The 14,522-nt window shown below is 37.3% G+C and carries 10 protein-coding genes; 6 read left to right on the top strand and 4 right to left on the bottom strand.

Translation table 11 applies throughout. From position 1 onward, the window contains the following. The first annotated feature begins 74 nt into the window (after nucleotides 1-74). Nucleotides 75-3,731, top strand: coding sequence for a DNA-directed RNA polymerase subunit beta' (gene rpoC, locus AC4BC3_RS12380; protein WP_067484475.1), 3,657 nt, complete (start codon nucleotides 75-77; stop codon nucleotides 3,729-3,731). A gap of 311 nt (nucleotides 3,732-4,042) precedes the next feature. After that, the gene (gene msrA / locus AC4BC3_RS12375; RefSeq protein ID WP_206908566.1) at nucleotides 4,043-4,588 is read left to right on the top strand and encodes a peptide-methionine (S)-S-oxide reductase MsrA; all 546 of its coding nucleotides are present in this window, start codon (nucleotides 4,043-4,045) and stop codon (nucleotides 4,586-4,588) included. Nucleotides 4,589-4,653: 65 nt separating this feature from the next. Here msrA and AC4BC3_RS12370 read toward each other — a convergent pair whose 3' ends face one another. After that, nucleotides 4,654-5,334 (bottom strand): prepilin peptidase, encoded by a 681-nt coding sequence (locus tag AC4BC3_RS12370; protein WP_206908557.1) that lies wholly within the window; start codon nucleotides 5,332-5,334, stop codon nucleotides 4,654-4,656. A gap of 221 nt (nucleotides 5,335-5,555) precedes the next feature. On the opposite strand from AC4BC3_RS12370, the gene AC4BC3_RS12365 reads away from it, so the two are divergent. Beyond that, nucleotides 5,556-6,023 carry a Dps family protein gene (locus AC4BC3_RS12365; protein WP_067484481.1) on the top strand — a complete coding sequence of 156 codons (468 nt, stop codon included), beginning with the start codon at nucleotides 5,556-5,558 and terminating at the stop codon, nucleotides 6,021-6,023. A 110-nt stretch (nucleotides 6,024-6,133) separates the two neighbouring features. Here the strand turns inward: AC4BC3_RS12365 and argH are convergent, their stop codons facing one another. Together argH and AC4BC3_RS12355 are read right to left on the bottom strand one after the other, a co-directional pair. Beyond that, nucleotides 6,134-7,528 carry an argininosuccinate lyase gene (argH, locus tag AC4BC3_RS12360; protein WP_490466642.1) on the bottom strand — a complete coding sequence of 465 codons (1,395 nt, stop codon included), beginning with the start codon at nucleotides 7,526-7,528 and terminating at the stop codon, nucleotides 6,134-6,136. Between the two features lie 85 nt (nucleotides 7,529-7,613). Further along, a complete protein-coding gene (locus tag AC4BC3_RS12355; RefSeq protein WP_490466641.1) occupies nucleotides 7,614-8,828 on the bottom strand; it encodes an argininosuccinate synthase in 1,215 nt (404 codons plus the stop codon). Nucleotides 8,829-9,207: 379 nt separating this feature from the next. Between AC4BC3_RS12355 and rplM the strand changes: the two genes are divergently transcribed. From rplM to mafR, 3 genes are all read left to right on the top strand, one after another. Then, nucleotides 9,208-9,636 (top strand): 50S ribosomal protein L13, encoded by a 429-nt coding sequence (gene rplM / locus AC4BC3_RS12350; protein WP_306294856.1) that lies wholly within the window; start codon nucleotides 9,208-9,210, stop codon nucleotides 9,634-9,636. 15 nt (nucleotides 9,637-9,651) lie between these two features. Beyond that, nucleotides 9,652-10,044, top strand: coding sequence for a 30S ribosomal protein S9 (gene rpsI, locus AC4BC3_RS12345; RefSeq protein WP_067484493.1), 393 nt, complete (start codon nucleotides 9,652-9,654; stop codon nucleotides 10,042-10,044). Between the two features lie 425 nt (nucleotides 10,045-10,469). Beyond that, entirely contained in the window at nucleotides 10,470-11,918 is a 1,449-nt protein-coding gene (gene mafR / locus AC4BC3_RS12340; protein WP_490466640.1) for a global transcriptional activator MafR, read from the top strand. Between the two features lie 12 nt (nucleotides 11,919-11,930). On the opposite strand, the gene AC4BC3_RS12335 is transcribed toward mafR, so the two are convergent. Beyond that, a complete protein-coding gene (locus AC4BC3_RS12335) occupies nucleotides 11,931-14,483 on the bottom strand; it encodes an HAD-IC family P-type ATPase (RefSeq protein ID WP_490466639.1) in 2,553 nt (850 codons plus the stop codon). Nucleotides 14,484-14,522: the final 39 nt, after the last annotated feature.

The raw sequence follows: 14,522 nt of genomic DNA, 5'->3' as shown, positions 1-14,522 counted from the left end.
TCTATGGGCTGCGAGGCGGTCGATGATCAGCCGCCTTGTGGTTTTGCCATTAAACGAAATGGAGGGAACCCCTTTTGATCGATGTAAATAAATTCGAAAGTATGCAAATAGGTTTGGCTTCTCCCGAAAAAATCAGAAGCTGGTCTTACGGCGAAGTTAAAAAGCCTGAGACGATTAACTATCGTACCTTAAAACCTGAACGCGAAGGGTTGTTCTGTGAGCGGATTTTTGGTCCTACAAAAGACTGGGAATGTGCCTGCGGAAAATACAAACGTATCCGTTATAAAGGAATTGTTTGTGACCGTTGTGGAGTAGAAGTTACTCGCTCGAAAGTTCGTCGTGAACGTATGGGACACATTGAATTAGCTGCTCCTGTTTCACATATCTGGTATTTTAAAGGTATTCCTTCACGTATGGGTCTTGTTTTAGATATGAGCCCACGTGCATTGGAAGAAATCATTTATTTTGCCTCTTATGTAGTTATCGAACCAGGTAATACTAATTTAGAGAAGAAACAATTATTGACTGAACGTGAATATCGTGAGAAACGTGAACAGTATGGTCAAGAATTCCAAGCTGCAATGGGTGCGGAAGCAATCAAACAATTATTAGATAATGTTGATTTGGATGCAGAAGTTGCAGAATTAAAAGAAGAATTGAAATCAGCACAAGGACAAAAACGTACACGTGCTATTCGTCGCTTAGACATTTTAGAAGCATTCCGTGCTTCTGGAAATGAACCAAGCTGGATGGTTATGGATGTTATTCCTGTAATCCCTCCTGATTTACGTCCAATGGTTCAATTAGAAGGTGGACGTTTTGCAACAAGTGATTTAAACGATTTGTATCGTCGAGTAATCAACCGCAACAATCGTTTGAAACGTTTGTTAGATTTGAATGCACCAGGAATCATTGTTCAAAATGAAAAACGTATGTTACAAGAAGCCGTTGATGCATTGATTGACAATGGTCGTCGTGGCCGTCCAGTTACTGGACCAGGTAACCGTCCATTGAAATCTCTTTCTCATATGCTAAAAGGGAAACAAGGTCGTTTCCGTCAAAACTTACTAGGTAAACGTGTTGACTATTCTGGTCGTTCAGTTATCGTTGTTGGTCCTTTCTTGAAGATGTATCAATGTGGTCTTCCAAAAGAAATGGCTATCGAATTGTTCAAACCATTTGTAATGCGTGAATTAGTTCAACGTGAACTTGCATCAAACATCAAAAATGCAAAACGTAAAATCGAACGTCAAGAAGATGAAGTTTGGGATGTTTTAGAAGACGTAATCAAAGAACACCCAGTATTACTTAACCGAGCACCTACACTTCACAGACTTGGTATTCAAGCATTTGAACCAGTATTGGTACAAGGCCGTGCAATTCGTTTGCATCCACTTGTTTGTGAAGCCTACAATGCCGATTTCGATGGAGACCAAATGGCTGTCCATGTTCCATTGAATGAAGAAGCACAAGCTGAAGCACGTATGTTGATGCTAGCTGCACAAAATATTTTGAATCCAAAAGATGGTAAACCAGTTGTAACACCTTCTCAAGATATGGTTTTAGGTAACTACTATCTAACTATGGAAGAAGAAGGTCGTGAAGGCGAAGGAATGGTCTTCAGAGATCAAAATGAAGCTGTAATAGCATGGCGTAATGGCTATGTTCATTTACACTCTCGTATTGGTGTAAATCCTAACACATTAGGTGACAAACCATTTACTGATTGGCAAAAAGAACGCACAATGATTACTACTGTTGGTAAGATTATCTTCAATGAAATCATGCCACAAGAGTTTCCTTACTTGAATGAACCAACTGACTTTAACTTAACAGTTCAAACGCCAGATAAATACTTTGTTGAAGCGGGTACAGATATTCCTGCACACATCAAAGAACAAGAGTTGATCTTGCCATTCAAGAAGAAAAACTTAGGAAACATCATCGCTGAAGTCTTTAAACGTTTCAAAGTGACTGAAACATCTAAAATGCTTGACCGTATGAAAGACTTAGGATACAAACATTCAACTCATGCAGGTATCACTGTAGGGATTGCGGATATTAGTGTTCTTGAAGAAAAACAAGGAATTATCCAAAATGCACACAAACAAGTTGAAACAATTACAAAACAATTCCGTCGTGGTCTGATCACAGATGACGAACGTTATGAACGCGTAATCGCTGTTTGGAATGCTGCCAAAGATGAAATCCAACAAAAACTGATGGAAGGTTTGGAAGCAAAAAATCCAATCTTCATGATGTCTGATTCTGGGGCTCGTGGTAACATCTCCAACTTTACTCAGCTTGCCGGTATGCGTGGATTGATGGCTGCTCCGAATGGTCGAATCATGGAATTGCCAATCATTTCTAACTTCCGCGAAGGACTATCTGTCTTAGAAATGTTTATCTCAACTCACGGGGCTCGTAAAGGGATGACCGATACTGCCTTGAAGACAGCCGATTCAGGTTACTTGACTCGTCGTTTAGTTGACGTAGCACAAGATGTTATTATTCGTGAAGAAGATTGTGGTACTGACCGTGGTCTTGAAATTCGTGCAATCCGTGAAGGAAACGAAATCATTGAATCATTAGAAGATCGTCTAATTGGACGTTACACTCGTAAAGAAATCCGTAACCCGGAAACAGACGAACTAATTATTGAAGGAAATGAATTGATTTCTGAAGATATTGCAAAACAAATCGTTGATGCTGGTGTTGAAACGGTAACGATTCGCTCAGTATTCACATGTAATACAAAACATGGTGTATGTAAACATTGTTATGGACGTAACCTTGCAACTGGTTCTGACGTTGAAGTAGGTGAAGCAGTTGGTACGATCGCTGCTCAATCAATTGGTGAACCAGGTACACAGTTAACAATGCGTACGTTCCATACGGGTGGGGTTGCCGGAGATGATATTACTCAGGGTCTTCCTCGTGTCCAAGAAATTTTTGAAGCACGTAATCCAAAAGGACAAGCTGTGATCACAGAAGTAACTGGGGATGTTATTGACATCTCAGAAGATCCTGCGACACGTACAAAAGAAGTAACAATTAAAGGTAAAACAGATACTCGTACGTACACTGTACCTTATACAGCACGTATGAAAGTAGCTGAAGGCGATATGATCCATCGTGGTGCACCATTAACAGAAGGTTCAATCGATCCTAAACAATTGTTGCAAGTTCGTGATGTTTTATCTGTTGAAAATTATCTATTGCGTGAAGTACAACGCGTGTACCGCATGCAAGGGGTAGAAATCGGAGATAAACATATTGAAGTAATGGTACGTCAAATGTTGCGTAAAGTTCGCGTAATGGACCCAGGTGACACAGAAATCTTACCAGGTACTTTAATGGATATTGCAGACTTTAAAGATCAAAACTACAATACTTTAGTTGCTGGTGGTGTTCCTGCGACATCTCGTCCAGTCTTGCTAGGTATTACAAAAGCTTCATTGGAAACAAACAGTTTCTTATCTGCTGCATCATTCCAAGAAACAACTCGTGTCTTGACGGATGCCGCAATTCGCGGTAAGAAAGATCCACTTCTTGGTTTGAAAGAAAATGTTATCATCGGTAAAATCATCCCAGCTGGTACTGGTATGCAACGTTACCGTGACATGGAACCAAAAGAAGTTGGTGTGGCTAGCGAAAATGTGTACAGTATTTCTGATATTGAAGCACAAATGGCTGCTGAAGATGCAATGAACAACAATCAAACAAAATAAATCAATTCGTTTGAGAATTTTGGATTGAAATAAGAGGTCGAACGTCATGACGTTCGACCTCTTTTGTGTTTTGTGGATAAATTTTGGCGAAGTTTAAGGAGAAATATCCACAAGAATGATAAATAAAAAGAAAAATAAAATGTCCACATGTGGACAACTTATTGGTTCGTGGCTTTTAGAGAAGTAAAGTCCATCTTTTAAAATATACCCCCAGAGGGTAAGTGCGATTAACAATATTTTTTTGGTTTCAAGCAAAATAATGTTCCTTTTCTTAGAAATGAGTATGATAAAGAAAAGGGAGATGATATAAAATGACAAGTAAAACGAAAACAGCAGTTTTTGCTGGAGGATGTTTTTGGTGCATGGTAAAGCCTTTTGATACGCAACCAGGGATTATTTCCGTCACTTCTGGTTACACTGGCGGACATGTTCCAAATCCAACGTATGAACAAGTAACAACGGGGACAACAGGACACACAGAAGCTGTAGAAATTGAATATGATCCGGAAATCATCAGTTATGAACAATTACTGGATATTTATTGGCAACAAACAGATCCAACGGATGCATTAGGACAATTTGCTGATCGAGGAGACTCGTATCGACCAGTTATTTATTATGGAAGTGAAGAAGAACAACGACTAGCTGAAGAATCTAAGCAACGATTGGAAGCGAGTGGTCGATTTGAACAACCGATTGTAACTAAAATTGAACCAAAAGTAACTTTTTATCCGGCTGAAGAATATCATCAAGACTATTACAAAAAAAATCGTGTACATTATAATTTATATCGTGAAGGTTCTGGACGCGCTGGTTTTATCCGAAAAAAGTGGTCAGATAAGGTATCTAAAAAATAACGAAAATAATTTCTATTTGGAATAATTGCTAATAAAAAACGATGACTCTGGTCATCGTTTTTTATTTACTTGCTGCTTAAAACAATAATTAATCCCATAGTTAGAAAAGGGATAAAAGGTAGATGCACCAGTTGTTTACGATAACACACATAATAGAAAACAAAGTATGTTACGCCTAGCAAGCTAGCGACAAATAGTAATTGAGCTAAGGAAACTAATGACAATCCACCACTCCAACAAATCAGTAGTAAACAATCCCCTATTCCTAATGATCTAGGCACAAAAGATAAAATCAAACACATAACAAAAATGACTAGGAGAACACTCTTCCAATGAAAATTGGCATTCAAAAACCAAGATAACCACAAGATTCCCCACATGAGATAAAGAAGTAAAGAATCAATTAACAGATAAAAGATATCCATTAGACTTAGCAGAAAAGCCATGCTAATCCAAAACAAAAGAAGAAGATCCCATGAATAAAAATAAAAATGCCAGCTAAATAATGCGCCACAAACTACCTCGGCTAAAAAATAACTAATTGGTAATTTACAATGGCAATAACGGCAGTGAAAATTTTGCCAAAGTATTGATAATAAAGGAATTAACTCATACCAAGCTAAACGTGTTTGACAGTGATTGCAATGTGAGCCAGGCGATAGAATGGATTCGTTAATAGGAATCCGTTGTGCAACTAAACAAAAGAATGACCCGAAACAACTACCAAGAATAAAATGAAGTATCATCTGATTTGCTCCTTTCTAAAATGAAATACGCAAAGTGATAAGCAGAAAATTATTTAGTTAAAATCATCGAAAAGCAAATGATATATCATTTGCTTTTCGATGATTTTTATGATTTAAAGATCACTTGGATGAAAATCATTCTCATGTAATTGGTTTTAGTGTACATTTAATTGAAAATTGACTATGATTTTATATGTAAACAAATGTAGGGAGGTAACAAAATGAAATTTCCAAAAACAAAAGAAGTATTGAACCAATTAGTTGCAGATTTAAGTCAAATGTCTGTTGTTGTGCATCAAACACATTGGTACATGAGAGGTCCAGGTTTCCTTACTTTGCACCCAATGATGGACGAATTCATGGATGATCTAAATGATCAATTAGATGAGATCTCAGAACGTTTGATCACCCTTGATGGCGCACCTTACTCAACATTACGTGAGTTTGCAGACAATACAAAAATTTCTGATGAAGTAGGTCGTTGGGACCGTACGATTCCAGAACGTTTAGAAACATTAGTGAAAAATTATCGTTATCTAGCTGATCTTTACCAAAAAGGAATTGAAGTTTCTGGTGAAGAAGGCGACGATCCTACACAAGATATCTTTATTGAATTTAAAACAGCAACTGAAAAACGCATCTGGATGATCCAAGCACATCTTGGAAAAGCTCCAGAAATTGATGCTTAGAAATTTATTTCTATAATAATAGAAGAAAAAGACACGCAACTCATTAAGTTGTGTGTCTTTTTGTGTGGAAGAAGGGAGCCCTATGCATTACTAACCTTTCGCAAAGCAATTCAGGACAAGGGAACGATCTCAGATGCTAATTGAGAAAATGCGTAGTCGATTTGTGCTCTTACTTGGTCAAAGCCAGTTCCACCTTCGGAATGTCTTCTTTGAACGGCTACTTCTGACCGTAAAGTATCGTAAATATCGTCTTCAATCAGTGAACTGATGGCTTGGAATTCAGTTAATGGAATATCCTGTAAAAAATAGCCTCTTTGTGTACAATGGAGGACAAGTTTTCCGACAATTTCATGTGCTTGACGGAAAGGCATTCCTTTGGTAGCTAAGTAGTCAGCTAATTCTGTTGCATTAGAAAAATCTTGTTGTGTGGAAGCATGCATACGTGATTGATTGACTTTCATCGTTGCAATCATGCCATCCATGATCGTTAAACTAGCTAGAACTGTTTCACTTGAGTCAAACATACCTTCTTTATCTTCTTGAAAATCTTTATTGTATGCAAGTGGTAAACCTTTCATCAAGGTTAAAAGACCAAAAAGATTTCCGTAAACTCTACCTGTTTTCCCACGAATAAGTTCAGCCATATCTGGATTTTTCTTTTGCGGCATAATTGAACTTCCTGTTGAGAAAGTATCTGTCAATTCAACAAATTGAAACTCATGGCTGCACCACAAAATCAATTCCTCGCAAAAACGTGAAAGATGCATCATTAAAAGAGAACAATTACTTAGAAATTCTAAGATAAAATCACGATCACTCACAGCGTCCAAACTGTTTTGATAAATACCAGAAAAACCTAATTCTTTTGCTGAAAATTGACGGTCGATTGGAAAGGTAGTTCCAGCTAGTGCTGCACTGCCAAGTGGAGATAAATCAATTCGTTTTAAACTTTCTTCAAAACGTTCCGCATCCCTAGTCAACATCTGATAATAAGCGAGCAAATGATGGCCGAAGGAGATTGGCTGTGCATGTTGGAGGTGCGTATATCCAGGTGCAATTGTTTCAACATGTTCTTCAGCTTTCTTGACTAAAGTTGTTCGTAACTGGTGAAGTTTGGTTATTAATTCCAAAACAGTCTCCTTGAGAAAAAGATGCATATCTGTCGCGACTTGATCATTTCGGCTGCGAGCGGTATGTAACTTTCCCGCAACTGCGCCAATTTCTTGATGAAGCAATGTTTCGATATTTAAGTGGATATCTTCATTTTCAATGGTGAATTGTAATTCATTTGCTGCTAATTTTTGCTGCAAAGTTTCTAAACCGGAAATAATTGCTAACGTTTCATCTGTAGTTAAAATTCCTGTATGACCAAGCATTTTGACATGAGCTAAACTGCCAAGGATATCTTGCTTTGCTAACTTCTGGTCAAAAGAAATGGATGCTCCAAATTCGTCAATCCATTGTTCACTTTCGCCTTGAAAACGACCACCCCAAAGTTTTTCCATATCTGTTCCTCCCCAAAATTATGTAAAACAATGAAGATTTCTTTTTCCTGTTATAACGTAAAGAAATCTTCATTAGCTAGTGTATTTAAATTATTTGTGACAAGTTTTCTTGTTTCGATTGTACCTCTGCGTGGACCTTAGAAGGTAATCCCCAAAGTTTGATGAACCCAATAGCTGCTTGTTGATCAAAGGTATCTGCGGATGTATAAGTAGCCAGTTCTTCACTATACAGACTATTAAATGATTTCCGCCCCTCAACAATCACGTTTCCTTTAAAGAGTTTGACCCGGACGGTCCCATTTACATAAATTTGTGTTGATTTTAGAAATTGTAACAAGGCTTCTGTTAATGGATTGAACCATAAACCATCATAAATCATTTGACTGAGCTGCTGCTCAATTAGTGGTTTAAAGTGGGCAAGCTCACGTACAAAAGTCAAATCTTCCAATTCTTTGTGCGCTTGCATCAAGACCACCGCTCCGGGACATTCATAAACTTCACGTGATTTGATACCAACTAACCGATTTTCAACATGATCAATTCGACCAATTCCATGTTTACCAGCGAGTTGATTTAAGGTCAAGATTAGTTGTGATAAAGACATCTTTTCTTGATTTAATTCAATTGGGATACCGTGTTCAAATGTTAGCTCAATCACATCGGGTAGATCTGGTGTATATTCTAAAGCAGTCGTTAACTCGTAAGCTCCTGCAGGTGGGGTGGCCCAAGGGTCTTCTAAAATTCCGCATTCACATGCACGCCCCCAAAGATTTTGATCAATTGAATAAGGATTGTCTAAATTTGCAGGAATTGGAATATCATTTGTTTTTGCATAAGCAATTTCTTCTTCACGAGACCACTGCCATTGACGAACAGGAGCGATAATTTTTAAGTCAGGTGCTAAAGCATTGATTGCAACTTCAAATCGAACTTGGTCATTTCCTTTTCCGGTACAGCCATGAGCGATGGTTGAAGCTCCTGTCGTGCGAGCAAGTTCAACTAGTTTCTTCGCAATTAAGGGGCGTGAAAGGGCAGAAACTAATGGATACGATTGTTCATAGAAGGTATGTCCTTGAAGAGCAGCCAAAGCAAATTCTTGCGCAAATTCCTCTTTAGCATCAATCGCATAAGAAGCGCTAGCACCAACTTGCAATGCTTTTTCTTTGATAAAAGACGTATCTTTTCCTTCGCCGATGTCTAAACAACAAGCAATCACGTCATAGCCTTCATCCGTCAGCCACTTAATGGCAACAGATGTATCTAATCCACCGGAATAAGCTAAAATAATTTTCTCTTTCATAAAAAAACTCCCCTTACTTTGCATTCTTTTGAAAATTGATGCTTCAAATAATAGCATCATAAAAATAAAAAAGCAACACTTTTATTAAATAAATATGCATTATTTTGTAATTTAATTATTTAATATACAAAAAATAGCGGAATTTAATTCCTTTTTATACAGTAATTGAAATTGGAAGTATAGAGGCAGATAGGAGAATAGATCAAAGATGTAAACTTTTGAAAAATTTTTCATGCGAGCAGAAAAACGTTGACATTATGCGAAGTAGCAGGTAATATGTTAAATGGTATTGTTTGCCCCACAAAGAGCCCCGGAAACTCGAAGTGTATGTCAAACATCAGAACTTAAATTGGAGGAAACTAACGTGCGTACAACATATATGGCCAAACCAGGCGAAGTAGAACGTAAATGGTATGTAGTAGACGCAACTGATGTTCCATTGGGACGTCTTTCAACAGTTGTTGCATCTGTACTACGTGGTAAAAATAAACCAACTTTCACACCTCATGTGGATACTGGCGATTTCGTCATTGTCATCAATGCAGATAAAGTGAAATTAACAGGTAAAAAAGCGACTGACAAAATTTATTACCGTCACAGCAACTACCCAGGTGGATTGAAATCAGTCACAGCTGGCGAATTGCGTGCTAAAAATTCTCGTCGTTTAATCGAAACTTCAGTAAAAGGAATGCTTCCTAAAAATACTTTAGGTCGCAAACAATTTACTAAATTGAACGTATATGGTGGTTCAGAACATCCACATACTGCTCAACAACCAGAAGTTTTAGATATCACAAACTTAATCTAATAGGAGGGAATTTCATTGGCACAAGTTCAATATATCGGCACAGGCCGTCGTAAAAATGCAGTTGCTCGCGTACGCTTAGTACCAGGAACTGGTAAAGTTATTGTAAACAAAAAAGATGTTGAAGAATACATCCCACATGCTGACTTGCGTGAAGTTATCAATCAACCTTTCGCTGTTACTGAAACAAAAGGCGCATATGACGTTTTTGTTAACGTAAACGGTGGAGGCTATGCTGGACAATCAGGAGCTATCCGTCATGGTATCGCTCGTGCATTGCTAGAAGTTGATCCTGACTTCCGTGCAGCTCTTAAACGTGCTGGCTTACTTACTCGTGACGCACGTATGGTTGAACGTAAAAAACCAGGTCTTAAGAAAGCTCGTAAAGCTTCTCAATTCTCAAAACGTTAATATTGTTATCGTTCAAAAAGACATTCCATTTTTGGAATGTCTTTTTTGTATATGATGAGGCTCACACTGGTTAGCGATTGGTTGACGAAGTGATAAAAAGTTTATTTTTATGAAGTTATCTATACTAGCGATTATTCTAGAATTTGCGTACTAATTGATTACCAAAGTTCAAATTTAGTTTATGCCTTATCAAGTTAAGTCTTTTCATTTTATTTATTTAAAATTATACTTAGTAAAGGAATGAAAACGATATCGGAAACCATGAGACTGATGTAAATCAGGTAATATCGAATCAATCTTCAATCAAAGTTTGGGTAGATACATGTCGAAAAGATGAAATAGCTATTTTTTTCAGTTCTGTTACACATAAAAAATTTATCACACCAATTTTTACGAATTGATTATTTTTGGGAAGGGGACCTTTCATGTACTCATTAGTGAAACAATTTATAACAGAGAAAGATTTATATCGACAAGTGTTATTGTTGGAACAACTTCTGAATAATTCACAGATTACGGTCAAAGAATTAGCTGAAAAAATCGACACGACAGAACGTACAGTCTTTTCAGATTTGAATTCTGTTCGTAGTTATTTACCTTCTGGATGGAAAATTGCTACAGATAATAACGGTATTAAATTGATTAGTGAAAGTACAGTTGCAACAAATGATATTTGGGAATTTTTCTTGCCGCATTCGATTACTCTTCAATTAGTCAAAGAGTTGCTTTTTGCAAAGGAATTAAATTTATCTGATTTTTTGTATAACACAGGAATATCCATGGAAACACTCAAACGTCATACCACAAAGGTTAATCAGAATCTAAAAAGTTATCATATTCGAATTCGTTTAAAGGGCGGAAAAGCACAGCTGATTGGAGAAGAAAGCTCCATTCGGATTTTTTACCACAGGTTACTTTTACCGTTCACCCATAATAATTATTTTTTTGAAGACTATTTTATTCATGAAGATCATTATCATTATTTTTTAGCGAAAGATATCTCAACTAAACTGAAAGTTGAAACGGAACAGATATTTGGTATTTGCTGGTTCTTTATCAATACTATTAGAATCAAGGCAGGTTGCCAGATCAACCAATTTTCATTTAATCAGAATGATTCTCTGTTATGTTTATATGCGTCATCATTAAAGAGTTTATATAAAAAAGAGGGCATTTATCTTGAAGAATCAGAACTTTTTTTTGCTTTTTTCTGTTTTTTTGAAAGTTGGAATTATAACAATGACTTTGGTGAAGAAGTGAAGACAGTTTTAGATACTGACTATCCTGACCTACTTGCTAAAGCACAACAAACGGTTCAAAAATTAGCTGAAAAACTAGACCTTCCCAAATTACACGACACACACTTGCAGTGTAATTTACTGGTGCTGTTATTGAAATATGCTGAGTCGCCTAGCCTTTCAGAGCAATTTCAATTAGAGTATCAAGAGCTATTGATCCAACAGAATGAAGCATATCCCATCGTCCAAATGGTCGGAGACGAGCTATTTCAAGAATTATTGCAAGTCGCATCCATTAAAGAACAAGCATATTTTGTAAATATTTTTCTTTTGTTGTGCCAGCAAGCAATTTTCTCAATCAAAACACACACCATAACTATCTATCTTATTTTTCAAAGTGAACCTGCCTGGAAGTTATTTTTACAACAAGAACTATCTGATTACTTAGGCAAACGGATTCGGATTGAACCAATTGAACTGACACAATTAAACGCAATCAAGTATCAAGCAGGGGATTTGATTGTTTCAAATATCCCCATTGACAGTTCTCCGCTTCCGGTTTTTTATCTTTCATTGATACCTACAAAAAATGAGCTCAGCCGATTGACTGAACTCACGAATCATTCTTACATCTAACCAAGTTTTCTCTTAGGAGGTAGACCCATGGTTAGGTGCTTTTTTTTTGCTTAAAAGTTTTTTACTGATTTTTTTCTCAAACTCAACGATGAGGAAAAGAACCAATGCGTTTCCAAAAATCAATAATTGTTGGTTGAGGGATAAGCTAGTTGTGCCAATCAATTGTTGAGCAGTCGGTAAGAAAATCACGATTGTTTGAAGGATGAACAAGATTCCTAATGAAATGAACAGAGCTTTGTTTTTCCAAATTCCTTGGTTGAGTGAAGAATCAAGTAATTCGCGACAGTTAATCATGTAGACTGCTTGACCTAAAACGATGCTTTGTAACAAGATCGTTTGTTGTAATGCAGTGCCATCGAACTGAATGGATAATAGGTAGGCAGGTACCATGATTAACAAGGATACATAGAATATTCGAAAGACATTGTAAAGTGACAAGATTCCTGCATTTGTTTCTCTAGGAGGACGTTTCATCACGTTTGGACTTGCTTTTTCAAATCCTAAAGCGTAAGAAAGTGTAATCGTTGTAGCCATATTTACCCATAAAATTTGTACAGTAGTTAGGGGAAGTGGGCGGTTTAATAATAAGGCTACGATCACGATTAGCCCTTGTGCTAATGCAGTGGGTAAGAAGAAGTTGATGGTTTTTTGCAAATTATCAAAGAGTCTACGTCCTTCTTTGACTGCTTTAGCAATTGTATGGAAGTCATCATCAGCTAAGACCATGTCGGCAGCTTGCTTACTGACCTCGCTACCTTTGATTCCCATAGCGATACCAACGTCTGCTTTCTTTAGGGCAGGTGCGTCGTTGACACCATCACCCGTCATACCAACGATTTCGTCATTTTTTTGTAAAGTGGTGACGATTCGTAATTTATGTTCAGGTGTCGTTCGGGCAAAAACATCCACCTTTTGGACCTGTTTAGCAAGTTCTTCATCTGATAATAAGTCGATGTCGACTCCTTCTAATACATTTTCTGTATGCTTCAATCCAATTTGAATCCCAATGGCTTTAGCTGTTTCTTTGTGATCACCTGTGATCATCTTAACTGAAATTCCAGCTTGTTGTGCTTCTCTGACTGCTTGGATCGCACTTTCTTTTGGTGGATCAATGATACCAGACAAACCAACGAAGGTTAGCTCGGTTAAAAGTTCATGGGTCAACTCTGTCGACTCATTGAACGCCTTGTAGGCAAATCCAAGAACACGTTGCCCTTTTTCTGCTAATTGTGTAGCTTGTTCTTCCCAATTTAATTTTTCAGTTTCAGTCAATTGTGATTTTTGCATCAAAATTTCTGGCGCACCTTTGACAAAAACAAGAAATTGGTTGTCGACAGAATGTGCAGTTGCCATGTATTTGTAACTTGAACTAAAAGGAATCTTGCCTAGAACTGGTTTTAAAGATAGTGCATCATTTTTCACATAGTTTAGTAAGGCTAATTCTGTTGGGTTTCCTTTTAATTGCTTGATTGGTTGATCGTCCTTAGTCTTTAATTCTTGGCAGTTGTTCATAATTTCTTTCATCATTTGTGGTTCATCAGTTAAGACGTCCATCACGGTCATTTCATTTTTGGTCAATGTTCCTGTTTTGTCAGAGCAAATAACGGTCATCGAGCCTAATGTTTCAATTGTTGGCATGCCTTTGATGATGGCATTTTCTTTTGCCATTTCTTTGACGCCCATTGAAAGGATCATTGTTAAGACAGCAGGTAATCCTTCTGGAATCATTGAGACGATCAATGCGACAGAAGCAGAGAACATCAAATTCAATTCTAGCCCGTATCTTAAACTAGAGAAGAAAAGCAAGAACACGATCAAGGCCAAGATACCTTGGAAAATGTACTTATTTAGTTGGTGCATTTTTTTGATAAGCGGGGTTGTCTGTACTTTTACAGACTGAAGTGCTTGGTTGATTTTCCCAATCTCAGTTTGATTTCCAATTTCGACAACGATCCCTTGAGCAGAGCCCGTTTGGACCAATGTCCCAGAAAATGCCATGTTCACTTGATCTCCTGTTGGCGAGGTTTCTTCAATCGTGGCGCTTTGCTTTTCAACAGCTAAAGATTCACCAGTTAAAATAGCTTCTTCAATCGTTAGATCGTGTGTGTCAATCAAACGTAAATCTGCTGGGACAACATCGCCTGCTTTTAAGATAACAATATCTCCTCGAACGAGTTGCTCCGCATCAATTGTTTCTTGAATACCATCACTAAGGACGACTGATTCTTGTCCCATCATATTTCTCAGTCCATCCAAAGAATCTTCCGCTTTTCTCTCTTGCCAGTAACTAATCAACCCATTGATAACGACTACTAGCAAAATAATACTCCCACCAATGATATCTCCGGTGAAAAATTTAAGTAATGCAGCAATCATCAAAACAATCATCAATAAATCCGTAAAATGTTTCGCAAATTTTTGCCATGGTTTTAATTGTTCCTGTTTTTCAATCTTATTTAATCCATCAGTTTCTAAACGAGTTTGACGTTCCTTTTGTGTAAGGCCAGTTGTTTCAGCACGAGTTTTTTGCTTCACTTGTTCAGTTGAAAGTTTATACCATTTCATTGTGTTTCCTCCTGTGATCATTTACTTGATACCTTAAGT

It is taken from the genome of Enterococcus sp. AAFC-DPL-6103, assembly GCF_058216595.1.
This window is presented reverse-complemented; position numbering and strand designations above follow the sequence as displayed.